Genomic DNA, 25,365 nt, shown 5'->3' with positions numbered 1-25,365 from the left:
ATCCACTTTTCAAGTAATTAGTAACTATTAAAAGTGATTTTCAATAACAAAGAAAAACAAAAGGATGCCGCTGCAATCCCTAACGCGCCCATCAGCTACATGCAGTAATAAAACAAATATTCGTGCATAAGTGGCTTAATCACCCACAATCTTCATTATTTTTACGCCATAACAATAAGATTCCTGCCTTCGCAGGAATTATTTATATTTACCGCATGAATATTCCAGAAGGAAAAAAAATATATTTCGCCTCCGATAACCATTTAGGAGCACCAACCATAGAAGCTTCTCGCCCGCGCGAAAAAAAGTTTGTGGCTTGGTTAGACAGCGTTAAGCACGATGCTGCAGCTATATTTTTAGTTGGCGACCTATTCGACTTTTGGTTTGAATACAAAACCGTAGTACCTAAAGGTTTTACAAGAACTTTAGGCAAACTTGCCGAAATTACAGATTCTGGAATACCTGTTTACTTTTTTGTGGGCAACCACGATTTATGGATGAATGGTTATTTTCAAGAGGAATTGAACATTCCCGTTTACCACAAACCAAAAGAATTCACCTTTAACAACAAAATCTTTTTTATTGGACATGGCGATGGTTTAGGCCCGCACGATAAAGGCTATAAACGCATGAAAAAGGTGTTTACCAATCCGTTTTTTCAATGGGTTTTTAGGTGGACACATCCAGATATTGGCGTAAAAATAGCCCAATACCTCTCGGTAAAAAACAAATTGATTTCGGGTGATGATGATGCTAAATTTCTTGGTGAAGAAAAGGAATGGTTGGTGCAATATTCCAAAGAAAAACTAAAAAACAAACACCGCGATTATTTTATTTTTGGTCACCGCCATTTACCTATGGAAATTAACCTGAATGAGACGTCAAAATACATCAACCTTGGTGATTGGATTTCTTATTATACCTACGGCGTTTTTGATGGAGAAAATTTTGAATTGAAAAAGTTTTAATCTTTATTATGTTCCTCCAAATCCTTAGTTAAGTCCAGTTTTCTAAACGTTGGCGATACAATTCCTGTAGTAATAACCGTAATCAACGTCATGGTACCTCCAAAAACAACCGCAGTAACTGTACCCATAAGTTTAGCGGTAACGCCACTTTCAAAAGCACCCAACTCGTTAGAAGACCCCACAAACATAGAATTTACCGATGATACACGCCCACGCATATGGTCTGGGGTTTTTAACTGTAAAATAGTTTGACGGATAACCATAGAAACGCCATCGGTCATTCCACTAAAAAATAAGGCTACTACCGATACCCAGAATATAGACGACAACCCGAAAACGATAATACACACCCCAAAACCAAAAATAGCCGCCAATAATTTCATGCCGGCATTTTTACTAATGGGTATGTAAGCCGTAACCAACATGGTTAAAAAAGCCCCTACCGCTGGTGCTGCTCGCAATACGCCAAAACCTTCGCTACCCACTTTTAAAATATCTTGTGCAAAAACGGGCAAAAGTGCAATGGCACCACCAAATAAAACAGCAACCATATCTAAAGTCATAGCTCCTAAAATGGCTTTTGTTTTAAATACAAACCGTACGCCTTCTTTTAAACTTTCAATAACGGGTTCGCCAATTTTCGGATTTAAAATAGGTTTTCGTTTTATCTGTAGAAGAATGATGAATGACAAAAGCACCAGTCCAAAAATGATGCAAAGCGACCAATGCACCCCAATCCAACCAATAAAAAAACCGCCAAAAGCTGGCCCTAAAACCGAAGCCATTTGCCATGTAGAACTGTTCCAAGTGGCGGCATTTGGATAGGCCTTTTTAGGTACTATTAAGGCAACTAAAGAGAAAATAGTGGGGCCGAAAAACGAACGTAAGAAACCACCAAAAAACACCAAAGCATAAATGCTGTATAATATGGTTTTTGTTTCCCAATTACCAGTTACTTTGTCCCAAGTCAACAAAAACAGCCCTAAACTAATTAAAGAAAAAGCTGCGATACAAAGTGCTAATAAATTGCGTTTTTCCTTTTGGTCTACAATATGGCCAGCAAACAACGCCATGGTAAAAGCAGGAATTATTTCCATTAGGCCAATAACCCCCAGTGATAATGGGTCTTTTGTTAAGCTATACACTTCCCATTCTATAACAATAAATTGCATGGACCAGCCAAAAACAAGCACAAAACGAACCAGTAAAAATATATTGAATTCTTTAATACGTAAAGCGGCATATGGGTCGGTTTTTGCCATAGCTTACTATTCTTTAATATCTCGGAGTTTTAATTGTAGGCTAACATTCCCTTGCCATTCATTTTCATCAATGGAATAAACAGCCTTAAAAGTTTTTTTTTTTGAGACTAAATCGAATTTATCGCCCATACCAAAACCAATGGCCACCAAACTTTTGGATTGTGGTTGTGCAACAGTTATTCTTAAATGGGTCTTATCTTCTCCAACACATTTTCCGTAGCCTGTATCAACCAAATTATCCGTCATAAAAACAGGTGTCATGTTGTTAGGTCCAAAAGGAGCAAACTGTTTTAAAATCCTGTAGAATTTTGGGGTGATGTCTTCCAAATCAATCTTAACATCAATTTTAATTTCTGGTGTTAAAAGACTTCTGTCTATGGTTTTAGAAACCTCATCTTCAAAAGCTTGTTTAAAAGCTTCATAATTTTCTTCTAAAAGGGTTAAACCCGCAGCATATTTATGCCCTCCAAATTGTTCAATATGTTCGCTGCAGGCTTCTAAAGCATTATAAATATCAAACCCTTTAACTGAACGTGCCGAGGCCGCCAACTTATCACCACTTTTTGTAAACACCAATGTTGGTCTGTAATAAGTTTCGGTTAATCTAGAAGCCACAATACCAATAACGCCTTTATGCCAAGCTTCACCGTAAACAACAGTAGTAAGGCGGTTCTGTTCTTTTTGTTCTTCAATTTGCTTAAGAGCTTCTTCTGTAACTTGTTTATCAGTTTCACGTCTGTCAAGATTATATTCATTAATTTCCGAAGCATATTTAGCAGCCAAACCTTCTTCTTCCTCTGTTAAAAGTCTTACTGCAAAATTACCATGTTCCATACGGCCCGCAGCGTTTATACGAGGCGCTACTACAAAAACCACATCGGTAATGGTTAATTCCGTTTTCTCAATTTGGTTTAAAATAGCTTTGATGCCTGGTCTTGGATTGCTGTTTATTACCATCAATCCAAAATAGGCCAACACCCTATTTTCACCATCAATGGGCACAATATCGGCACCTATGGCTGTTGCTACCAAATCTAGATAATCCACTAAATCCTCATCCGTTTTTCCGTCTTTTAGGGCTAAGGCTTGAATTAATTTAAACCCCACACCGCAACCGCATAATTCTTTATATGGATAGGTGCAATCGTCTCTTTTTGGATCTAAAACAGCTGCTGCTTCTGGAATGGTATCGGCAGGTCTGTGGTGGTCGCAAATAATAAAATCAATTCCCAATTCTTTGGCATATGCCACTTTATCAACGGATTTTATACCACAATCTAAAGCAATTATAAGTGTGAAATTGTTTTCTAAAGCAAAATTGATGCCTTTATACGAAATACCATAACCCTCATCATACCTGTTAGGAATGTAGGTGTAAACTAAATTGTACTTAGATTTTAAATATGCCGACATGAGTGCTACCGAGGTAGTACCATCTACATCATAATCGCCATACACCAAAATGTTTTCATTGTTGGCCATGGCCTTTTCAATTCTGGCCACCGCTTTATCCATATCTTTCATTAAATATGGATCGTGCAAATCGTCTAAACTTGGTCTAAAAAACTTTTTAGCATCTTCATACGTTTCAATACCACGTTGCACCAATAATGTTGCCACCACTTCATCTACTTGAAGTGCTTTTTGAAGTGCCTCAATTTTTTTAGATTCGGGTTTGGGTTTTAGGGTCCAACGCATTATCAATTGAAAGTTTAATGTTAAAAAGTTTAAAGTTTCTTTGTAAACTTTATTTCTTATGAAAATGCGTTTCTATGGTTAATTCTGCAAACTGGCGGAACATTTCCATAACACCACAATATTTTTCAACAGATAAATCGACTGCCTTTTGAAGTTTCTTTTCGCTTAAATTATCGCCATAAAAATGAAAATGCATTGCTACCTTATCGTAATATTTAGGATGCTCCTCGGTAAGGTTGGCTTCAATATCTATCTTAAAATCGGCAACATCCAATTTCATTTTTTTAATAAGTGATGCTACGTCTAACCCTGAGCACCCTGCCAATGCCGAAAGCATCAACGCTTTGGGTCTATACCCTTCGCCATTGCCATCATTTTCTGGTCCTGCATCTATAAACAAATTGTGTCCGGATGGGTTCGTGCTCTCAAATTTCATGTTCCCCAACCAAGTTGTTGTAATATGATTCGTCATTTCTTTTAAACTATTTTTATTACTTGTAAACGTCAAAAATACGTATTAATTACCCAAAAAAAACATTCAAGGGCATTTGTTGTACACTTATATATAAATCATAATTTATGTGCCAACGCACTGAAAATGTTTTATTAAAAACCTTATTTTTTATTTTAAAATTAAAACACAAACAACTTTAACTATTTCTATTAAAGGCTATTAAAGATTCTTTAAGCTTCGTTAAATCGGTTTTAGTGTGATTGGATGTTATAACAATTCTGCACATTGATTTTTTATAGGTTGGATATTTAAAATGGGTTATCACCATGCCACTTTCAAATAAATATTCAACTATTTTTTCATCTTCACAATAGATAACCGGATAGTTTTTATTGAGTTTGAAATCGGTATTCAAATAGTATCCATCAAACAAAAACCCTAAATTAGTCTGCAACTTTTTTTGTTGCGCTTTAATTATCTCTTGTGAAAGCACAAAAGCTTCTAAAAAGGCTGGACTGATGCTTGACGATGATATAAAATCGGGTTCGTTTTTTAAAGCATCGATAAAATTCACATCGGAAGCAACAATTCCTCCCGAAATGCCCAAGGCCTTCCCCAAAGACGATACCATAATTTTCCGTGCCAGATTTTTATTCGAAATGGTATTAAAAATACCCTCCAGATAGTTGCCCACAATACCCAAACTATGCGACTCATCAAACACCAACGTTATTTTTTTAGTGGATGGAATGGCATTCAAAAAATCAAAACTTGTCGGTGTTACTTCCAATCCTAAAAAAGCATCGGCCGTTATAACGATGTTTTCAACGGTATCATTCAGCAAATTTGGATGTAATTCACCATCTACAAATAAAGGCAAACTCTTACTTTGTAAAATGGATGGATGCGTTTTGGGATAGTGATAAAAGGTGTTATCAGATTTTGATAAATACTCCACAACCAATTTACCCGCTAATGTACCAGACGAACAGGTAACAGCGGCTTCCGCTTTAATTAATTTCGCAAATAGGTGTTCTGCTTCATCAAAAATGGAGAGCTTAATATTGGCGTTTCTGGAACTTCCGTAAGCCGTACCCCATTTTTTTATTCCCGAAATAATGTTTTTTTGAAAATCTGGGTGCGTTGGCAACCCTAAATAGGCAGTACCTCCAAAGTATAAGAACGGTTTGTCTTTTATAATTATTTCTCTATCTGGAAATGCGTTAATAACCATAAAACCTAAATTAAAGAAACACCGGTTCCGTTTAAACTACTGTATTGTACCGCACCATTTTTAATAGTTACCCCATTGGCAATGTCTTGAGCCAACAGTAAAGCGCCATCCATATCTACATAATCTAAAAGTGGTAACACATGGGCAATGGCCGAAATACCCACCGAAGATTCCGTCATGCATCCCACCATGGTTTTCATATGGAGTTCTTTGGCGTGCACCAGCATGCGTCTGGCTGGTGTTAGTCCACCACATTTCACCAATTTTACGTTGATGCCATGAAAGTGGTTATAACATTTGGCAACATCAGCTTCTACTTGACAACTTTCATCTGCTATAACGGGCAAAACCGATTTTTGATACACTTCTTTGTGCCCTTCCCAATCATCAGCTTTTAAAGGTTGTTCTAAAAATTCAACACCAAGTTCTCTTAAAGCCTTGGCGTTTTTAATGGTTTCTTCAACCGTCCAACCACAATTGGCATCAATTCTAAAAATGGCGTTTGTGTGTTTTCGTAATTCGGTAACAATTTTAATATCTTCTTTAGTGCCTAATTTAATTTTATAAATAGGCCACGGTAACTCCTTCATTTTAGAAACCATTTTCTCAACAGAATCAATACCAATGGTATAGTTTGTTAGCGGGTTATTTGAAACATCATAACCCCAAAGTTCGTATAGTTTTTTGTCTTGTTTTTGCGCGTACAAATCATTGTAAGCCAAATCTAAAGCACATAATGCGAACATATTATGTTTTAAATGTTGATGCATGTGTTTCCAGAATTCTTCGGGTGTAGATGGGGCAGCGTTTTCAATTAGGGGTTGCAAGGCTATTAAATCGTCCATCATTTTTTGAATGGTTACACCGTAGTACGGATTGGAAGTAGCTTCCCCAAAACCTGAAAAGCCATCTGATTTTAGTTCTACAATTAATGTGGGTTGCTCATTATACGACTCTCTAGAAATTGAAAATGTATGTTTTAATTTTAAATTGAATGCCCTTAGAATAACTTCCATAAAAACCTTTGTATGATTGATGAAAGTTAATGAAATTATAGGATTTGATGTTTAATTTTATTATGATTTTTTTACTGACATTATGTGTGTTCTGTAGGTTCATTTTTGCAGAAAATGTTATTTGCTTTTTTATGAAAACCTCTGTAAACCCTTGTAAATACTCATGTAGAGACATTTTGAGTAGTTTTGTCCCGTAAAATCAACGAAAACACTGGGGTTTCGAAGGGTTAATTAATTTTAATAAAATCATAAACAACTAAAAGACAATATGTTACATAAAAATATACTTGTCCTTTTAAAATGTAAACATCTGTTATAAATTTGATTCAAACAAAATAATAATGGAAACATATTTAATAATCGGTGCTTCATTTAGTTTCATAATTGGTATCTGCAAAGTATTAAAACTAGGAATGTTAGTTAGGTTATGGCAGCACAAAAAACTTCACCCTAACGCAACTTTAAAAGACATTGAAAGTTTTGAAAAGAACACTATAAAAAGTTTTAATTTCAATTGGAATAAAACCCAAAATGAGAAAAATTCATTTAATTAGCAGTCATGGAATCGATTAATATTAACATCCTGTCAAAACTCAAAGGGAAGCATTTACATGAATCAATTAAATTAATTGTATTCATGATTATACTTCTTGCTATAATACTAGCTTTTCTAATAATTTTCTTTCCTAATGAATTAAAACAAATTCTTGAAGCAGTATTTTAATTTATTAGACCTTTTTACTGGAGCAGGTGGGCTTTATACTGCATACTTTATATTAACTTTCCAGCTCTCTCTTTCAACTCCGGCAAAACCTCAACCTCAAACCAAGGATTCTTCGTCAACCAAAACCGATTGCGTGGTGATGGATGTGGCAATGGCAAATACTTTGGTAAATAGTCTTTAAAATTTGCAACCGTTTCGGTGAGTGTTCTCTTTGCTTGCTTTCCTAAGTAATAGTTTTGAGCGTACATACCAATTAAAACAACCAACTCCACATTGGGTAAATGTTCCAACAAAGGTTTATGCCATTGTGGGGCGCATTCGGGTCGTGGTGGTAAATCTCCCGTTTTCCCTTTTCCCGGATAACAAAAACCCATGGGCATGATAACAAATTTTGTGGCATCGTAAAACTCTTCCTCGGTAACACCCAACCAATTCCTTAATTGGTTGCCGCTAGGGTCGTTCCATGGAATACCTGTTTTATGCACTTTGGTTCCGGGTGCTTGACCAATAATAACAATTTTAGCTTTGGGATGCGCCACTACAATGGGTCGTGGCCCTAAAGGCAAGTGTTTTTCGCAGATGGTACATTGTTTTATATGTAATAACAAGTCTTGCATCTGAAACAAAAAACTATTTGAGTTTTAAAGCTTCTCCTTCAAAAACCAAACCTTCAAAACCTGTTTTCATAAAATTTCTAATGTTTTGATGTCCTATACCGTTGGGATCTTTTAAAACATCATCAAAATAAAATTTTCCGAAGCAAGCCAATGTTTCATCTTTTGTAAAACCTTGCAGTTTGGCAAATGCAAACAATTTACATGATCCTGAATTTTCACCGGCATTGTTCTGCAATTCTCCATTTTTAAAAGTAGTTGGTGTAAATTCGTAATTTGATTCTATAACAGCCATAGTTTCAGAAAACTCTATGCTGTTAGGTGTGTTTTTTAATTTTTGTTTAAATACTTCTAAATTCATGCTTATTTTATTCTATTTTTTCCCTCCAACCACAATAACGATTTCTCCTTTTGGTGGTTTGTTGGTATAATATGCTAATACTTCTTTGGCGGTGCCACGTATGGTTTCTTCATATAGTTTCGTCAATTCTCTAGATACCGACACCTCTCTATCTTCACCAAAATACTCACAAAAATGTCCCAATGTTTTTACTAATTTATGCGGACTTTCATAAAAAATAATGGTTCTGGTTTCTTCGGCTAGTAATAATAAACGTGTTTGTCTGCCTTTTTTAACGGGCAAAAACCCTTCAAAAACAAACTTATCGTTTGGCAAACCAGAGTTTACTAGTGCTGGTACAAAAGCTGTGGCTCCGGGCAAACAATCTACTTCTATATGGTTTTCTATACAGGCACGTGTAAGTAAAAATCCGGGGTCGGAAATAGCTGGAGTTCCTGCATCGCTTATTAACGCTACCGTGGTGCCGCTTTTTAATTTTTGAATTAAATTTTCAACCGTTTTATGCTCGTTGTGCATGTGGTGCGACTGCATATGAGTTGAAATTTCAAAATGTTTTAATAGTTTTCCTGAAGTTCGGGTATCTTCGGCAAGAATTAAATCCACTTCTTTTAAAACTTCAACAGCCCTAAAAGTCATGTCTTTTAAATTTCCAATGGGTGTTGGTACAATGTATAGTTTGCTCATTAATTAAATCGGCTTTCTAAAATTTGGAAAAGGCGCTCTTCAAATTCTTCTTTGTTCACCCAATTATTATAATCTGGTTTTACAATTTCTATAATGAATTGTTTGGCATTACTAAACGAATCGAAGGTACTTAATTGAGAAATTACACGGTCGTAATCTTCATGTTTACCATCAAATAAATGTTTAATGAAGGCGATTTTATCATTCAACCCGATATTCATTCCGCCACTTTTCAATTTATCGTTCAACGATTTTTTTTCGTTTGAAACACCATTTGTTGCTTTTATAACAGGATCGAAAACAGGCATATCTTTAAAATTAGACATAAAATCGTCTAACTCATTTTTATTATGTTTAGGTTCAGGTATAGCTTCTCCTAAAACAACATCAATGTCTTCAGGCTCATTAGGCATATGTGCTACCATGTCTTTAATGGTTGCAATACCAGGTTCCATAATATGGTCGTCTTCAACTTCATCCATATTGATATAAATCTTATCTCCCACTTCAATATTGTCGCTTATTTTATTGTTGAAAGCATTGTCCATCGTTTCAAAAAACGAACTGTTGCTTCCTATGGTTGGTACATCACCTTCAAAGTTTTCATGGGCAAATTTTAATACCGATAACTTTTCGAAAAGCTCCGATACTTCAGCATGCATTTTAACAACATCCTCTTTTCCTTTTAACTTAAGAATTCTGTGGGCAATACTTACCAATTCAGACTCTAACTTCTTCTTCATTGTTATAAATTTAAAATTATTGCTATTTAGGCTTTTGTTTTTTAATAAATTTACGCCACCTTTATACAAACGAATAATCGCTTTATTTTAGTGTTAAAATTACGAAATGTTTCTTGAAAATACAGTAAATCATAAAGAACAATTTGGATGGATTGAAGTTATCTGTGGCTCCATGTTTTCAGGAAAGACCGAAGAACTTATCCGAAGGCTTAAACGCGCACAATTTGCCAGACAAAAAGTAGAAATTTTCAAGCCCTCTATTGATGTGCGTTATCATGAAGATATGGTTGTATCGCACGATGCCAACGAAATTCGCTCTACCCCAGTACCTGCTGCGGCAAACATTCCTATTTTGGCCGATGGTTGCGACGTTGTTGGTATTGACGAAGCCCAATTTTTTGATGATGAAATAGTACGTGTTTGCAACGATTTGGCCAACAAAGGTGTTCGCGTTATCGTAGCAGGATTGGATATGGATTTTAAAGGCAACCCCTTTGGCCCCATGCCCAATTTAATGGCCACTGCCGAATATGTTACCAAAGTACACGCTGTTTGCACCCGAACAGGCAATTTAGCCCAATACAGTTACCGAAAAGCAAAAAACGACAATTTGGTTATGTTGGGTGAAGTAGATGAATACGAGCCTTTAAGTAGGGCCGCTTATTACAAAGCCATGACTCGTGATAAAGTAAGAAATATGAAGGTGAACGATGCCGAAGAAGTGACCCCAAAACCCAAAAACCCCGATGCCTAAAGCTCAAGAAACCGTACTTGAAATCGATTTAAAAGCATTAAAACATAATTTTGACCATTTAAAATCGAGACTGAATAGCAACACCAAATTTATGGCAGTAGTAAAAGCTTTTGCCTATGGAAGCGATGCTTGTGAACTTGCCAACTATTTACAAAACCAAGCTGTAGATTACTTTGCCGTGGCGTTTGTGCACGAAGGAGTAAAACTTAGGGAAGCGGGCATTACCAAACCCATTTTAGTACTGCACCCCCAAGCGGCTAATTTTAAAATTTTGATTGATAATTGCTTAGAGCCCAATTTATACAACGCCAAAATTTTAAATGAATTTATTGCCATCGCTTCCACGGAAAAACTAAACCATTACCCAATCCATATCAAATTCAATACAGGATTAAACAGATTAGGTTTTTCTGAAAATGAAGTAAATACGGTGGTTTCAAAAGTAAAAGAAACATCGGCTGTAAAAATACAATCGGTGTTTTCACATTTGGCAGCTAGCGAAGATTTAAACGAACGCGATTTTACTTTAAATCAAATAGAAAAATTTAAAAACATAACCGAAGCGCTAACCAAAGCTATGGGCTATAAACCATTGCTTCATATTTGCAATACCTCGGGCATTCTAAATTATTCCGAAGCACATTTTGATATGGTTAGAAGCGGTATTGGTATGTATGGCTTTGGAAATTCTGAAAAAGAAAACAAAAACTTCAAGCCCATTGGCACATTAAAAACCATCATTTCCCAAATTCATGAGATAAACAAAGGAGAATCTGTAGGTTACAATCGTGCGTTTAAAACAGATGCTTTTTTAAGAACCGCAACGCTTCCTATTGGTCATGCCGACGGTATTGGAAGGCAATACGGAAAAGGGAAAGGCTATGTAATAATTAACAATCAAAAAGCTTACATTATTGGAAATGTGTGTATGGATATGATTATGGTAAACGTAACCGATTTTGATTGTAAAGAAGGTGACGAAGTGATTGTTTTTGGACCAAACAACACTGCCGAAAATTTAGCCGAAACCGCCAACACCATTTCATACGAACTTATTACTGGTATTTCCCAACGCGTAAAACGTGTATTCATAGGTTACTAATATTTTTTATGTGACTTTTTTGTTATCTTGGTGTCTCATTAATTTAACCAATATAAAACCATAAATTATGCTAAAAGAATTTAAAGAATTTGCAATGAAAGGCAACTTAGTAGATATTGCTGTTGCTTTTGTTATGGGTGCCGCTTTTAACAAAGTTGTTACCTCCTTTACTGCCGGAATTGTATCGCCGTTAATAGGTCTGATTTTCCAATCCGATTTCAACGATTTAAAATATGTAATAACACCAGGAGTTGTAGATGAAACTGGGGCTGTAACTGGAGAAATTGCAGTACTTTACGGTAGCTTCCTAACAAGTTTAATAGACTTCATTATTGTTGCATTTGTTATGTTTATGCTTATTAAAGGTATTAACAAAATGAAGAAGAAAGAAGAACCTGCACCAGCACCTCCTGCAGGACCAACTCAAGAAGAGCTGTTAATACAAATAAGAGATTTACTTAAAAAATAACAATGTGTTAAATATATAACAACGTGTTATTTGTTGTTAAAAAGCCCTCGTTTTAAGAAAACAAGGGCTTTTTTTTGGGTTTAAAATAGAATTATTAATTAGTTTTGCCCCGTAAAATTATTGAAACTTTAAACTAAATTAAAATGAAAGTAGCTGTTGTTGGTGCCACTGGTATGGTAGGCGAAGTGATGTTGAAGGTTCTTGCAGAACGTAATTTTCCCGTAACTGAATTGCTTTTAGTAGCATCCGAACGTTCGGTTGGAAAAAAATTAACATATAACAATAAAGAATATACCGTAATTGGTTTAGCCGATGCTGTGGCTGCAAAACCACAAATCGCTATTTTCTCGGCAGGTGGTGATACCTCTTTAGAGTGGGCGCCAAAATTTGCAGAAGCTGGTACAACGGTGGTTGATAATTCTTCGGCTTGGAGAATGGATCCTACTAAAAAATTGGTAGTTCCAGAAATCAACGCAAACGAATTGACTAAAGACGATAAAATTATTGCAAACCCAAACTGCTCAACCATTCAAATGGTATTGGCTTTATCTGGGCTTCATAAAAAATATAAAATGAAGCGTGTGGTGGTTTCTACTTACCAATCGGTTTCTGGTACTGGCGTAAAAGCTGTAAAACAATTAGAAAACGAAATGGCCGGTATTGAAGGCGATATGGCATACCCTTACCCAATTAACAGAAACGTATTGCCTCATTGTGATGTGTTTTTAGAAAACGGTTACACCAAAGAAGAAATGAAACTGGCTAGAGAGCCTCAAAAAATATTTAACGATAAATCATTTTCGGTAACTGCTACGGCGGTGCGTGTTCCTACTTCTGGCGGACATTCAGAAGCTGTAAATGTTCAGTTTGAAAACGATTTTGATTTGGCTGAAGTTAGACAAATATTAAGCGAAACTCCTGGGGTAGTTTTACAAGATAACACAGCAACAAATAGTTATCCAATGCCTATGTTTGCACACGATAAAGATGAGGTTTTTGTAGGTCGTTTACGTAGGGATGAATCGCAACCAAACACCTTAAACATGTGGATTGTTGCCGATAATTTACGTAAAGGTGCTGCAACCAACGCCATTCAAATTAGTGAATATTTAATTGCAAATAACTTAGTATAGTTTTTGCTAAACCTTATATATAAAGCTTCTGTATTTAGGTATAGAAGCTTTTTTCTTTTTGATTATTTTTGAAATAAAATCATTCATAATAAAATTTCAATCAAAAATTATTTTAGTATTTATCACATTAATATATTGTAAATTGAATTTTCGAATAATAATATAATACAAGTGAAATACCCTGTTACAAAAAAAGTTGATACGGTTGAAACCTATTTTGGAACCGCTTTAAAAGACCCCTACAGATGGTTGGAAGATGACCGTAGTAAAGAAACAGAAGCATGGGTTAAGGCACAAAATGTATGTACTTCAAACTATTTAAAACAAATTCCTTATATAGATTATTTGAAAAAACGCCTTAGTAAACTGTGGAATTACGAGAAAGTTGGTGCACCTTTTACTGAAGGCAACTACACCTATTTCTTTAAAAACGATGGCTTACAAAATCAAAATGTCGTTTACAGAAAAAAAGAAAATGGTAAAGATGAAGTGTTTTTAAATCCGAATACATTTTCAGAAAAAGGCACAACTTCATTAGATACTTTAAGTTTTTCAAAAGATGGTAGTTTATTAGCATATTCCATTTCGGAAGGTGGCAGCGATTGGCGAAAAGTGATTATTTTAAATACGGAAACTAAAGAACAAATTGAAGACGCCTTAATTGATATAAAATTCAGCCAGATTTCTTGGTATAAAAATGAAGGATTTTATTATTCTAGTTACGATAAACCAAACGGGAGTGAGCTCTCAGCTAAAACCGACCAACATAAAGTATTTTACCATAAGCTGGGAACACCTCAAAAAGAAGACCGTCTAATCTACGGTGGGAACCCTGAAGAAAAACACAGATACATTTATGCCCATGTTACGGAAGATCATCGGTATTTAATCCTCACACCACGTATTTCTACATCGGGCAACAAATTGTTTATAAAAGATTTATCTGCCAAAAACAGCCCGTTAATTACGATTTTAAATCACACGGATAGCGATTCTTATATCATTGAAAATGAAGGCAGCAAACTGTTTATAGTAACCAACTTAAATGCCCCGAACAAAAAAATAGTATCGGTTGATGCATCAAATCCAACACCTGAACATTGGGTAGATGTAATTCCCGAAACCGAGTTTGTTTTAAGTCCATCCAAAGGCGGTGGTTATTTCTTTGCAAATTACATGGTAGATGCCATTTCTAAAGTAAAACAATTCGATTACCAAGGCAATCTTATTAAAGAAATTGACCTTCCTGGTTTAGGAACCGCTTCTGGGTTTAGTGGCAAAAAGGAAGATGACGTTTTATATTATGCGTTTACCAATTACAATACGCCTTCAAACATTTATGAATTTAGCCCCAAAACGGGTGAAACCGTATTATATTGGAAGCCTGAAATTGATTTTAATAGTGATGCCTACGAAAGCAATCAGGTATTTTACACTTCAAAAGATGGGACAAAAATCCCCATGATCATCACACATAAAAAAGGTTTAAAGCTTGATGGAAAAAACCCAACCATTCTTTACGGTTATGGTGGTTTCAACATTAGTTTAACACCTGCATTTAGTATTGCCAACGTTGTCTGGATGGAACAAGGCGGTATTTTGGCCATTCCAAATTTACGTGGTGGTGGCGAATATGGCAGGAAATGGCACGATGCAGGCATTAAAATGAAAAAGCAAAACGTATTTGACGATTTTATAGCTGCTGCGGAATACTTATTTAAAGAAAATTATACGGCATCAAACTATTTGGCGTTAAGAGGTGGCTCTAACGGCGGTTTATTAGTTGGAGCTGTTATGACACAGCGCCCCAATTTAGCAAAAGTAGCCATCCCACAAGTTGGTGTTCTGGATATGTTGCGCTACCATACCTTTACAGCTGGAGCAGGTTGGGCTTATGATTATGGAACTGCCGAAGACTCTAAAGACATGTTTGAATATTTAAAAGCATATTCACCAGTGCACAATGTAAAAGCTGGTGTTGCATATCCTGCAACTTTAATAACCACGGGCGACCATGATGACCGCGTAGTACCTGCACATAGCTTCAAGTTTGCAGCCGAATTACAAAGCAAGCAAACAGGCACAAACCCAACTTTAATTAGAATTGAAACCGATGCGGGGCATGGTGCAGGAACTCCAGTAAATAAAACGATTGAACAGTATGCAGATATTTTTGGGTTTACATTATTCAACATGGGGTTTGAAGAATTGCCAAATGATTGACGAATTACGATTTACGAATTAAGAATTAATTGAACTTAGAACTTTTAACCATAGTAACAGTGATCGAGCAAACAAAAAGAAGGTATGTTACAAATAAACATCTCTTTCAAGGGATTTTGGTTTCCTATTATTCTCTTTATAAATAACTTTAACAGACCTTTCATAAAAAACCTGAAAGGTCTCATACAACAAGATGCTTTAAAATAAAAATCATAATTTTGTCTGTTCGAGCGCAGTCGAAAACTAATTCAAGACCTCTCGACTGCGCTCGAGGAGACAACAAAAAAGTCAATGCTACAAGTAAATAACCTCACTTTTCAATATAAAAAACAACCTATTTTAAAGGCTATTAGTTTTTCTGTTAAAACAGGTGAACACTTCTCTATAATTGGTGAAAGCGGCTCGGGGAAAAGCACCCTTTTAAAATTACTTTACGGTACTTACGATTTAAATGAAGGCCACATATTTTGGAACGACACCGAAATTTTAGGTCCGAAGCACAACTTAATTGTTGGCCCAAAATACATGAAATATGTAGCGCAAGAATTCGATTTGATGCCTTTTATTACCGTTGCTGAAAATATTGGCGCGTACCTTTCTAACTTTTATCCTGAAGAAAAGCAAGCTCGTATTGAAGAACTTTTAGACGTTATAGAATTAAGGCCTTATGCAAATATTAAAGTAAAAGAATTAAGTGGCGGCCAAAAACAACGTGTTGCCATTGCCAGGGCCATTGCTAAACAACCCGAGGTTTTATTGTTGGACGAACCGTTTAGCCATATTGATAATTTTAAAAAGCAATCGTTACGCCGTAGTTTATTCAAATATCTAAAGGATAAAAATATCACGTGTATAGTCGCCACCCATGATAAAGATGATGTGCTTTCCTTTTCAGACCATATGATGGTCTTGCACGACGCCAAAATTATGGCAAAAGGCACCCCACAAGAACTTTATAAAAGCCCTAAAAATGAATTGATAGCGTCTTTTTTTGATGAATTCAACAACATTGAAAACTACGGCATGGTGTATGCCAATCAATTAAAAGTGGTTGAAAATTCTAATTTAAAAGCCATTGTTAAAAGTTCTTATTATAAAGGAAATTATTATTTGATTGAGGCAGAATTAGATGGTGAAACAGTGCTTTTGGAGCATAAAGAACACTTAAAAAAAGGGTTGTTGATTTGTCTTTCGGTTTTAAAACAACCTAAAACACCTTTTCAATCTTAAATGGCTGTTCCCGAAAAACAACCTCTTCTCCAACCGTTTTACCTATTAGCAATTGCCCAACAGGGGTGTTAGGAGAAATAGCATAAAACAATTCGCTTTCAACCTTCAATTCACCGGCACTTATGGCTATAAAATAGTTGCTTTTATTGGTGTAAACCACACTTCCTAAACCAATAAACTCTGTGGTATTGGAACTGTTTATTTTCGATAAATTTTCCTTAATTTTTTGAATTTCTGCCAACTGATTTCCTGCTTTTTCGCGTTCTAACTGTAGCATGGCTCTACCCGTTTCATGCTTGTCGCCAGCACTACTTTTGGTTTCAGATGTTAGAGATTCTTGAATTTCGGTTATGGTATTTTGAATGATATCAAACCTACTTTCAACAAAATCTACACATTGCTTATATAACGCTACTTTAATTTTTAAAGTCGAAATCATGGATTATAGAATTTATCTATTTTAGAACTTTGTAACTTTGAAACTCTGTAACTTTGAAACTTGATTTAATCATAGTTTAAAGGCCCAAAAAAGCGCATTTGTTGGGTTATCCAGTTCTTTCTTCTTTGTATGTAATTGGTAGCAGGACTTGCCCTGTATCGTAACGGACTCGGTAAAATGGCAGCAATGGCAGCAGCTTCTTGTTGCCGCAAATTGGCAGCGGGTCTTTTAAACCAATGTTGGGCAGCAGCTTCGGCACCATAAACGCCGTTACCCATTTCAATACTGTTTAAATAGACTTCCATAATGCGTTCTTTAGACCAAATTAGCTCTATTAAAAACGTAAAATAGGCTTCCAAACCTTTACGCAACCAACTGCGATGCGGCCATAAAAACACATTTTTTGCCGTTTGTTGGCTTATGGTACTGGCACCTCTAGTGCGTTTGCCTTTTTTGTTAAATTCAATGGCTTTTTCAATGGCTTTCATATCAAAACCATGATGGTTTAAAAAGTTTTGATCTTCACTACAAATAACAGCCAATTGCAAGTTTTTTGAAATGTTATCGATAGATTCCCAATCGTGTTTCCAAACAATGTCTTTGCCATCTATTTTCTGCTCAATAGTGCGTATGACCATGAGTGGTGTAACGGGCACGGGTACCCATTTATATATAATTACTAAGCCAATGGAAATGGCAAAAAACCAAAGGAGAATTTTAAATAAAAATCTAAATAATTTGCTAATCATACTATGCTATTAATTGTGCTAACTCTTGTCCTACCAAACTCCCTATGGCTATTCCCATGCCACCAAGTTTTACGCCGCAATATACGTTATTGCCCAGTGGTTTTACAATAGTGTTTTTTGTATTTCCTAAACCCATAATACCGCTCCACCTGTGTTCAATTTCAAAAGGAATTTTTGGCAAAATTACAGTTTTTAAAATATTTTCTAAGGTGTTTTGAATTAATTCGGTTTGGGCAAATTCGGTTGTTGTTTCCCCTTTAAAATCAAGGTTTCTACCGCCTCCAAACAAAATCCGGTTATCTATATTTCTGAAATAATAATACCCTTTATCTAAATGAAAGGTGCCTTTAATATGAAGGTTATTAATAGGTTTGGTAATTAAAACCTGTGCCCGGGCCGGTTTTACAGCTTCATTGATAAGTTGTGATGCAAATCCGTTGGTAGCGATACATAATTTTGAGGTTGAAAATTCGTGTGAACTTGTCTTTACTTTTACTGAATGGTTATCTTCTAAAAAACTTTCAACAGCTATATTGTTTAATATTTTTATACCTTTTGATTGAACCTTTTGCAACAATGCCTCCATCAAACTACCCGTATCTATTTGTCCTTCAAACGGATTGAATATATAGGGCTCTTTAATGTTTTTAAAATGAAAACTATTGGGTTTGGTGCTGAAAACCTCTTTTTTAAATATGGGCTGCAATAAATTGTTAACGTATTCCTTTTGGGAGAGACAGGTTTCTAATAAATCATCTTCTTGAAGAAACAATTCATAACCCCCATAGTTTTTATAGTTTATAGCTTGATCGCCTAAGGTTTCCCTTAGTAGCTGCAATCCCTTCACGCGTTTTTTTACTAGATTGAAAACGTCCTCCTCGGCATGCGATTTTAAATCTTCCAGTATTTCGCTTAAACTTCCAAAACAGGCGAATCCAGCATTTTTGGTGCTAGCACCTTGTGGCAACATGCCTTTTTCCAATACTAAAATTTTAGCTTTTGGATGCTGTTCTTTTAAATGTAAGGCACAACTTAAACCCACAATACCACTTCCCACTATAGTAACATCTATGTTGGTAAACCATGATTTTATTTCCCAATAGGATAGGTTCATGTGGGTTGGCTGTTGTTGGTTGTTGGTTGTTGGTTGTTGGTAAAAATAGTGAATTTGCTGTTAGGTTGTTGTGTTAAGGATGGAAGCGGCATCCTTTTGGTTTTTTATGTAACTGAAACTAGCTTGAGGATAGATATTGTTTTCAAATAATGGATTCCAGCCTTCGCAGGAAAGACAAAACCAAAAGATATAGTGTACAGCCTGACTTTTGCTTTTCCCTAAAAAAAGCAAAAGGAACACCAAAAAAAAACTCCGAAATTGCTTTCGGAGTCTTTATTTATTATTCTTCTACGGGTTTTTGCATAACAAAATCTTCCATAAACTTGGTGGTGTAATTTCCAGCTAAATAATCTGGATGGTCCATCAATTGTCTGTGGAAAGGAATGGTTGTTTTTACCCCTTCAATGACGAATTCATCTAAAGCACGCTTCATTTTATTGATGGCTTCTTCTCTGGTTTGCGCCGTTGTAATCAACTTAGCAATCATAGAATCGTAATTTGGCGGAATGGTGTAACCTGCGTACACGTGTGTATCTAAACGCACTCCATGACCTCCTGGAGCGTGTAACGTTGTAATGGTTCCTGGTGACGGACGGAAGCCGTTAAAAGGATCTTCAGCATTGATACGACACTCGATGGAATGTAATTTAGGTAAATAGTTTTTACCTGAAATTGGCACCCCTGCAGCCACTAATATTTGTTCACGAATTAAATCGAAATCGATAACCTGCTCTGTAATAGGGTGCTCTACTTGAATACGGGTATTCATCTCCATAAAGTAGAAATTACGGTGCTTATCTACCAAAAACTCGATGGTTCCTGCACCTTCGTACTTAATGTATTCAGCAGCTTTTACAGCGGCTTTCCCCATTTTTTCACGAAGTTCATCGGTCATAAATGGCGAAGGAGTTTCTTCAGTTAACTTTTGATGGCGACGTTGAACAGAGCAATCTCTTTCAGATAAATGACATGCTTTTCCTGTAGAATCACCTACAATTTGAATTTCAATATGTCGTGGTTCTTCAATAAGTTTTTCCATGTACATATCGTCGTTTCCAAAAGCAGCTTTACTTTCTTGACGTGCAGAATCCCAAGCATCTCTAAGATTTTCCGGTTTAAAAACCCCGCGCATCCCTTTACCTCCACCACCGGCAGAAGCTTTAAGCATAACAGGATAGCCCGTTTCCTTAGCTATTTTTTCACACTCTTCAAAAGATTTTATAACACCTTCACTACCTGGTACACATGGTACGCCGGCAGCTTTCATGGTTGCTTTGGCATTGGCTTTGTCGCCCATTCTATCAATCATTTCTGGAGATGCACCAATAAATTTTATTCCGTGCTCTTCACAAATTTTTGAAAATTTAGCGTTTTCAGATAAAAATCCGTAACCTGGATGTATCGCATCTGCATTTGTAATTTCTGCAGCCGATATAATGTTAGACATTTTTAAATAAGAAAGCGCACTTGATGGGGGTCCTATACATACAGCTTCATCGGCAAACTTAACGTGTAAGCTTTCCGCATCGGCAGTTGAGTAAACTGCTACTGTTTTAATACCCATTTCTTTACAGGTTCTAATAACACGTAATGCTATTTCTCCTCTATTGGCAATCAATATTTTTTTAAACATAACTTTTTGAATTAAAAATTACAAATTCCAATCGCCAAATTCCAAATATTGGATTTTGAGATTTGTGTATTGGAATTTTTAATAGGTTATGATGGGTCTACCAAAAATAATGGTTGGTCGAATTCTACTGGAGAAGAATCGTCAACTAAAATCTTAACAACTTTTCCTGAAACTTCAGATTCAATTTCATTGAAAAGTTTCATAGCTTCTATAATACAAAGCACATCGCCTTCCGCAATGGTTTGTCCAACCTCAACAAATAATGGCTTATCTGGTGAAGGTTTTCTATAGAAAGTTCCAATAATTGGTGATTTGATGGTAATTAATTTTGAATTTTCTTCAGCTGCAGGTGCTGCTGCTTTTGCAACTGGTTGGGCTTCAGCAACTGGTGCTGCTTGCACTTGTGGCATTTGTGGCGCTACTGGTGCATAATGTACCGCTGTTGTTTCTGGATCTGATCCTGTTTTAATGGTGATTTTAATATCATCCATCTCTAATTTAACCTCACTTGCCCCTGATTTGGCAACAAACTTGATTAAGTTTTGAATTTCTTTAATATCCATAATCTTTACTAATTAGTTAGTGGTTAGTTTTTTGAATTATATGCCCATTTTAAATAAATGGCGCCCCAATTAAATCCGCCTCCAAAAGCGGCAAAAATTATATTATCTCCTTTTTTCAGTTGTGATTCGTAGTCATTTAATAATAACGGTAACGTAGCCGAAGTAGTATTACCATATTTATGAATATTAATCATCACTTTTTCTTCTTCTAATTCAATGCGTTGTGCGGTAGCATCAATAATACGCTTATTTGCTTGATGTGCTGCCAACCAATCTACATTATCTTTTGTTAAATTATTACGTTCTAATATTTTAACCGCAGCATCTGCCATGTTGAAAACTGCATTTTTAAATACAGTTCTTCCTTCTTGAAAAGCATATTGACCGCCTTTCTCCAAAATTTCTGCAGTTAACGAATATGAAGAGCCTCCGTAAGTAGCTTGTAAAAACTCTCTACCAGTACCATCACTTCTTAGGTATTCGTCTTTAAGTCCTAAACCTTCTTCATTAGGTTCAAACAAAACGGCACCCGCTCCGTCACCAAAAATAATACAAGTAGCTCTATCTTTATAATTTATTATTGAAGACATTTTATCTGCTCCAATTAATAATACATTTTTGTAACGGCCAGATTCTATATAACTAGCAGCAACCGACATACCGTATAAAAAACTAGAGCATGCAGCATCCATATCAAATGAAAAGGCATTGGTTGCACCTATTTCAGATGCTGTAAAAGACGCTGTTGAAGCCGCTTTCATATCTGGAGTAGCAGTTGCAACAATAACAAGTTCTATAGTTTTAGGGTCTATTCCCTTTTTATTGATGAGGTCTTGAGCAGCTTTAATAGCTAGGTAAGATGTTCCTTTACCTTCGTCTTTGAGAATTCGACGCTCTTTTATTCCTGTTCTGGAAGTTATCCATTCATCATTTGTATCAACCAATGTTTCAAGAATTTGATTGGTTAATACGTATTCTGGCACATAAGCACCAACAGCGGTTATAGCTGCTGAGATTTTTCCCATAACTTTATAGTTAAATTGATCAAAAAAATCATTAAAATTGAATAAAAACACTCAATATTTCGTGAAAACTACTAAAATTTGACGAAACTTTATGCAAATTACGTGTTTTTGTACTTTAGAAAAAGCATATCATGTGTTATTTCTATTGTTTTTTAATAGTCACATGGTGCATCCATATAATAATTACATTAAATATCGTAATTTTAGTATGGATGGTTCATAAAAAAAACGCTCACATGTGAGCGTTTTATTATATGCGTGCATAATGATTATGCTACGTTTTCTACAGCTTCTGAGTTATCAATTAAAACTTGACCTCTATAATACAATTTTCCTTCGTGCCAGTGCGCTCTGTGGTACAGATGCGCTTCACCAGTTGTTGGACAAGTAGCAATCTGTGGCGCAGTTGCTTTGTAATGTGTTCTTCTTTTATCTCTTCTTGTTTTCGAGATTTTTCTCTTTGGATGTGCCATTTTTTATATTTTATTTATCCGTTAATAGTTTCTTTAATGTATTCCAACGAGGATCAATCTCCTCTTCAGTTTCTTTTTCTTCTTTAAGCTTTGGGCTTAATTCTTCTAATTTTTTAAGTATGTCTGAATCTAATGTTCCATCTTCAACGCCAGGGTGTATGCGTTTAATTGGTACAGAAAGCACAATTAACTCGTAAATGTATTGTTGAACGTTAACTTCGTATGTTCCGTGAGGCACAATAAGAATATCGTCAAACTCGTCATTGTATTCATCTCCAAATTTCACCACCAAATCGAACTCATTTTTTATGGTTTGATCATAAGGTTCGTTTGTTAAATCGCAATTAACATTTACAAATCCTGAAATTTTAAAGTTTAATTCCAATAAAGTTGACTTTTTATCTAATATAAGATTAACATCAACATTGACATTGTTAAACTCTTCATACTCAAAATATTCAAAGAACGCTTGCTCAATTTTATACTCAAAATGGTGTTTTCCTAGCTTTAACCCTACAAATGGGATTGTAAACTCTTTTAATGCCTTCATTATCACAACTATTTTGAGCCTGCAAATATATAAATTTTTATTTAAGCAACATTACTTATAAACATTTTTTTGTTTACATCTTTCTATTTGATTTTTTTAAAGGATTTTCTGTAAGTTCCTCATACTCAAATCTGTTTTTAAATATTTGAATTGCTGTAAAAACAGCTTCCTTAAAAGAATTCTCATCGGCTACTCCTTTTCCTGCAATTTCGTAGGCTGTTCCATGGTCTGGTGATGTTCTAATTCTATTTAATCCTGCGGTAAAATTTACACCTTGACCAAATGACAATGTTTTGAAAGGTATTAACCCTTGATCGTGATAGGTAGCTATAATAGCATCAAAATTTTTGTAATTATTAGATCCGAAAAAACTATCGGCTGCGTAAGGCCCGTAAACCAATTTGCCTTCTTCTTTTAATTTTTGAAGTGTAGGGCGCAGAATAGTATCATCTTCATTACCAATTACACCATTATCACCTGTGTGTGGGTTGATCCCTAAAACTGCTATTTTTGGTCTTACAATATTGAAATCTTGTAAAAGGGAATTATAAACAGCATTTATTTTTTTAATTATTAATGCCTCTGATAGATGCTCTACGATATCTTTTACAGGCACATGATCTGTTAACAAACCAACTCTTAACGAATCGGTTACCATAAACATGAGGCTTTCACCTTCTAACTGCTGTGCTAAATAATCGGTATGCCCTGGGAATTTAAATTCTTCAGATTGAATATTGTGTTTATTAATTGGAGCTGTAACCAAAACATCTATATGGCTGTCTTTAAGCGCCTTTGTTGCTGCTTGTAAAGATTTAATGGCGTAACTGCCTATTTTAACATCTTCTTTACCGAATTCAATAGTTACAGGCTCATTCCAACAATTAAAAACATTAACCTTTCCAAAAACCAATTGATTTAAATTGTTTATGCTATTGAAATTGATTTCTGAATTAAAATATGTTTTGAAAAAATTCATAACTTTTGACGAAGCAAAAATTACGGGCGTACAAAATTCTAACATTCTAGCATCTTCAAATGTTTTTAAAACAATCTCGCTTCCAATGCCATTTAAGTCACCTATTGATATACCTACTACTATATTTTCCGATTTCTTCATTAAGAATGACAACTTTTGTTTGTAATTTTGGTTTTTTGTTCCAAATAAAAGACCCTTTTAGAAATTCATTTGGAAACGCAAATTTAGTTAAATAAACAAACAAAATTATGTTTACTGGAATAATTGAAGATATTGGAACCATTTCAAATCTAAAAACCGAATTAGACAATCTTCACATCACTGTAAAAAGTACTATTACCCCTGAATTGAAAATAGACCAAAGTGTGGCGCATAACGGCGTTTGCTTAACTGTTGTGAGTATTAATGAGCACGAATATACCGTTACCGCTATAAAAGAAACCTTAAACAAAACCAATTTAGGCTTACTAGAGATTGGTAACCAAGTGAATTTGGAACGTGCAATGAAATTAGGCGATAGACTTGATGGACACATCGTTCAGGGTCATGTAGATCAAACAGCCATTTGCACAGATATTAAAGAAGCCAATGGAAGTTGGATATTTACGTTTAGTTATGATGCATCGCTGAATAACATTACAATTGAAAAAGGCTCAGTAACTATAAATGGAACGAGTTTAACGGTGGTGAACTCTAAAAAAGATAGTTTTAGCGTTGCCATTATACCCTATACCTATAACCACACGAATTTTAACACCTTTAAAGAAGGAACCGTAGTAAATTTAGAGTTTGATGTTTTAGGAAAATATGTGTCTAGACTTTTAGACCTGAGAACTGATAATTAACTATCTGCCTTTGTTAAGCAAGAGTTTTTTAGCGCCATAAAACAACCCAACACAAACACCTATTAATACACCGCCGTCAATAGGCAAACCACTTGGTGGCGGCGCCATCGGTGGTGGTGGCCCAGCTTGGGCTGTGCATACAAAACTTATTAATACAAATAAGATTGAGGCAATTATTCTTTTGTTTTGTATTATCATTGGGGCAAAAGTATAAAAAAAAATAAGCGAACAAAATAAATACATCATATAGAGCACTATAAATCTCTTTTAAGTGTAAAAATTATCGACGAAATACACCTATTTAAATTACTTTATTTTAGCATTAA

General features: G+C 35.3%; 28 protein-coding genes. 9 read left to right on the top strand and 19 right to left on the bottom strand.

Going from position 1 to position 25,365, the window contains the following annotated elements; genetic code table 11:
- Positions 1-215: 215 nt before the first annotated feature.
- Positions 216-968, top strand: a complete 753-nt coding sequence (locus J8H85_RS15800) for a UDP-2,3-diacylglucosamine diphosphatase (protein WP_209656239.1) — start codon at positions 216-218, stop codon at positions 966-968.
- Here the strand turns inward: J8H85_RS15800 and J8H85_RS15795 are convergent.
- The 5 genes from J8H85_RS15795 to J8H85_RS15775 all read right to left on the bottom strand — a co-directional run bounded on the left by J8H85_RS15795 (position 965) and on the right by J8H85_RS15775 (position 6,632).
- Entirely contained in the window at positions 965-2,230 is a 1,266-nt protein-coding gene (locus tag J8H85_RS15795; protein WP_209656220.1) for an MFS transporter, read from the bottom strand. The genes J8H85_RS15800 and J8H85_RS15795 overlap by 4 nt on opposite strands.
- Positions 2,231-2,236: 6 nt before the next feature.
- Positions 2,237-3,928, bottom strand: a complete 1,692-nt coding sequence (gene recJ, locus J8H85_RS15790) for a single-stranded-DNA-specific exonuclease RecJ (RefSeq protein ID WP_209656218.1) — start codon at positions 3,926-3,928, stop codon at positions 2,237-2,239.
- 49 nt (positions 3,929-3,977) lie between these two features.
- Complete coding sequence (locus J8H85_RS15785; protein ID WP_209656216.1) at positions 3,978-4,400, bottom strand: OsmC family protein; 423 nt, start codon at positions 4,398-4,400, stop codon at positions 3,978-3,980.
- A gap of 178 nt (positions 4,401-4,578) precedes the next feature.
- Positions 4,579-5,616, bottom strand: a complete 1,038-nt coding sequence (locus J8H85_RS15780; protein WP_209656214.1) for an aminotransferase class I/II-fold pyridoxal phosphate-dependent enzyme — start codon at positions 5,614-5,616, stop codon at positions 4,579-4,581.
- A 5-nt stretch (positions 5,617-5,621) separates the two neighbouring features.
- Positions 5,622-6,632, bottom strand: coding sequence for a dipeptide epimerase (locus tag J8H85_RS15775; protein WP_209656212.1), 1,011 nt, complete (start codon positions 6,630-6,632; stop codon positions 5,622-5,624).
- 341 nt (positions 6,633-6,973) lie between these two features.
- On the opposite strand from J8H85_RS15775, the gene J8H85_RS15770 reads away from it, so the two are divergent.
- Positions 6,974-7,186: a hypothetical protein gene (locus J8H85_RS15770; protein WP_209656210.1), complete on the top strand. Its 213-nt coding sequence runs from the start codon at positions 6,974-6,976 to the stop codon at positions 7,184-7,186.
- A 217-nt stretch (positions 7,187-7,403) separates the two neighbouring features.
- On the opposite strand, the gene J8H85_RS15765 is transcribed toward J8H85_RS15770, so the two are convergent.
- From J8H85_RS15765 to J8H85_RS15750, 4 genes are read right to left on the bottom strand one after another with little or no spacing between them, the layout of a single operon-like run.
- Positions 7,404-7,973 (bottom strand): uracil-DNA glycosylase family protein, encoded by a 570-nt coding sequence (locus tag J8H85_RS15765; RefSeq protein WP_209656208.1) that lies wholly within the window; start codon positions 7,971-7,973, stop codon positions 7,404-7,406.
- A gap of 13 nt (positions 7,974-7,986) precedes the next feature.
- Positions 7,987-8,331 carry a HopJ type III effector protein gene (locus J8H85_RS15760; RefSeq protein WP_209656206.1) on the bottom strand — a complete coding sequence of 115 codons (345 nt, stop codon included), beginning with the start codon at positions 8,329-8,331 and terminating at the stop codon, positions 7,987-7,989.
- A gap of 12 nt (positions 8,332-8,343) precedes the next feature.
- The gene (rsmI, locus tag J8H85_RS15755) at positions 8,344-9,015 is read right to left on the bottom strand and encodes a 16S rRNA (cytidine(1402)-2'-O)-methyltransferase (protein WP_209656204.1); all 672 of its coding nucleotides are present in this window, start codon (positions 9,013-9,015) and stop codon (positions 8,344-8,346) included.
- On the bottom strand, positions 9,015-9,758 hold the full coding sequence (locus tag J8H85_RS15750) for a hypothetical protein (RefSeq protein ID WP_209656202.1): 744 nt from the start codon (positions 9,756-9,758) through the stop codon (positions 9,015-9,017). The genes rsmI and J8H85_RS15750 overlap by 1 nt, the downstream gene beginning before the upstream one ends.
- Positions 9,759-9,864: 106 nt before the next feature.
- On the opposite strand from J8H85_RS15750, the gene J8H85_RS15745 reads away from it, so the two are divergent.
- From J8H85_RS15745 to J8H85_RS15720, 6 genes are all read left to right on the top strand, one after another.
- Positions 9,865-10,512 carry a thymidine kinase gene (locus tag J8H85_RS15745; RefSeq protein WP_209656200.1) on the top strand — a complete coding sequence of 216 codons (648 nt, stop codon included), beginning with the start codon at positions 9,865-9,867 and terminating at the stop codon, positions 10,510-10,512.
- Positions 10,505-11,614: an alanine racemase gene (gene alr, locus J8H85_RS15740; RefSeq protein ID WP_209656199.1), complete on the top strand. Its 1,110-nt coding sequence runs from the start codon at positions 10,505-10,507 to the stop codon at positions 11,612-11,614. The genes J8H85_RS15745 and alr overlap by 8 nt, the downstream gene beginning before the upstream one ends.
- Before the next feature lie 67 nt (positions 11,615-11,681).
- Complete coding sequence (mscL, locus tag J8H85_RS15735; RefSeq protein WP_209656197.1) at positions 11,682-12,083, top strand: large conductance mechanosensitive channel protein MscL; 402 nt, start codon at positions 11,682-11,684, stop codon at positions 12,081-12,083.
- A 143-nt stretch (positions 12,084-12,226) separates the two neighbouring features.
- The gene (locus J8H85_RS15730; protein WP_209656195.1) at positions 12,227-13,216 is read left to right on the top strand and encodes an aspartate-semialdehyde dehydrogenase; all 990 of its coding nucleotides are present in this window, start codon (positions 12,227-12,229) and stop codon (positions 13,214-13,216) included.
- Positions 13,217-13,381: 165 nt separating this feature from the next.
- Positions 13,382-15,439 (top strand): prolyl oligopeptidase family serine peptidase, encoded by a 2,058-nt coding sequence (locus tag J8H85_RS15725; RefSeq protein WP_379937244.1) that lies wholly within the window; start codon positions 13,382-13,384, stop codon positions 15,437-15,439.
- 291 nt (positions 15,440-15,730) lie between these two features.
- Positions 15,731-16,669, top strand: a complete 939-nt coding sequence (locus tag J8H85_RS15720; protein ID WP_209656194.1) for an ABC transporter ATP-binding protein — start codon at positions 15,731-15,733, stop codon at positions 16,667-16,669.
- Here J8H85_RS15720 and J8H85_RS15715 read toward each other — a convergent pair.
- From J8H85_RS15715 to pdxA, 9 genes are all read right to left on the bottom strand, one after another.
- The gene (locus J8H85_RS15715) at positions 16,647-17,108 is read right to left on the bottom strand and encodes a 3-oxoacyl-ACP synthase (RefSeq protein WP_209656192.1); all 462 of its coding nucleotides are present in this window, start codon (positions 17,106-17,108) and stop codon (positions 16,647-16,649) included. The genes J8H85_RS15720 and J8H85_RS15715 overlap by 23 nt on opposite strands.
- 65 nt (positions 17,109-17,173) lie before the next feature.
- Positions 17,174-17,857, bottom strand: a complete 684-nt coding sequence (gene mtgA / locus J8H85_RS15710; RefSeq protein ID WP_209656190.1) for a monofunctional biosynthetic peptidoglycan transglycosylase — start codon at positions 17,855-17,857, stop codon at positions 17,174-17,176.
- Between the two features lies 1 nt (position 17,858).
- Complete coding sequence (locus tag J8H85_RS15705) at positions 17,859-18,971, bottom strand: NAD(P)/FAD-dependent oxidoreductase (RefSeq protein WP_209656188.1); 1,113 nt, start codon at positions 18,969-18,971, stop codon at positions 17,859-17,861.
- Positions 18,972-19,251: 280 nt separating this feature from the next.
- A complete protein-coding gene (gene accC, locus J8H85_RS15700; RefSeq protein ID WP_209656186.1) occupies positions 19,252-20,604 on the bottom strand; it encodes an acetyl-CoA carboxylase biotin carboxylase subunit in 1,353 nt (450 codons plus the stop codon).
- 86 nt (positions 20,605-20,690) lie between these two features.
- Positions 20,691-21,167 carry an acetyl-CoA carboxylase biotin carboxyl carrier protein gene (accB, locus tag J8H85_RS15695; RefSeq protein WP_209656184.1) on the bottom strand — a complete coding sequence of 159 codons (477 nt, stop codon included), beginning with the start codon at positions 21,165-21,167 and terminating at the stop codon, positions 20,691-20,693.
- A gap of 23 nt (positions 21,168-21,190) precedes the next feature.
- On the bottom strand, positions 21,191-22,192 hold the full coding sequence (locus J8H85_RS15690) for a beta-ketoacyl-ACP synthase III (RefSeq protein ID WP_209656182.1): 1,002 nt from the start codon (positions 22,190-22,192) through the stop codon (positions 21,191-21,193).
- 269 nt (positions 22,193-22,461) lie between these two features.
- The gene (rpmF, locus tag J8H85_RS15685) at positions 22,462-22,665 is read right to left on the bottom strand and encodes a 50S ribosomal protein L32 (RefSeq protein ID WP_069829108.1); all 204 of its coding nucleotides are present in this window, start codon (positions 22,663-22,665) and stop codon (positions 22,462-22,464) included.
- Positions 22,666-22,675: 10 nt separating this feature from the next.
- Entirely contained in the window at positions 22,676-23,215 is a 540-nt protein-coding gene (locus tag J8H85_RS15680; RefSeq protein ID WP_209656180.1) for a YceD family protein, read from the bottom strand.
- 73 nt (positions 23,216-23,288) lie between these two features.
- Positions 23,289-24,335, bottom strand: coding sequence for a 4-hydroxythreonine-4-phosphate dehydrogenase PdxA (gene pdxA / locus J8H85_RS15675; RefSeq protein ID WP_209656178.1), 1,047 nt, complete (start codon positions 24,333-24,335; stop codon positions 23,289-23,291).
- A gap of 107 nt (positions 24,336-24,442) precedes the next feature.
- Between pdxA and J8H85_RS15670 the strand changes: the two genes are divergently transcribed.
- Positions 24,443-25,039 carry a riboflavin synthase gene (locus tag J8H85_RS15670; protein ID WP_209656176.1) on the top strand — a complete coding sequence of 199 codons (597 nt, stop codon included), beginning with the start codon at positions 24,443-24,445 and terminating at the stop codon, positions 25,037-25,039.
- Here J8H85_RS15670 and J8H85_RS15665 read toward each other — a convergent pair whose 3' ends face one another.
- Entirely contained in the window at positions 25,040-25,237 is a 198-nt protein-coding gene (locus J8H85_RS15665; RefSeq protein WP_209656174.1) for a PID-CTERM protein-sorting domain-containing protein, read from the bottom strand.
- Positions 25,238-25,365: the final 128 nt, after the last annotated feature.

The sequence above is a fragment of the Mariniflexile gromovii genome, from assembly GCF_017814435.1.
Taxonomy (GTDB): domain Bacteria; phylum Bacteroidota; class Bacteroidia; order Flavobacteriales; family Flavobacteriaceae; genus Mariniflexile; species Mariniflexile gromovii.
The sequence above is the reverse complement of the archived record's forward strand: the minus strand, read 5'-3'. Positions and strand labels throughout refer to the sequence as shown.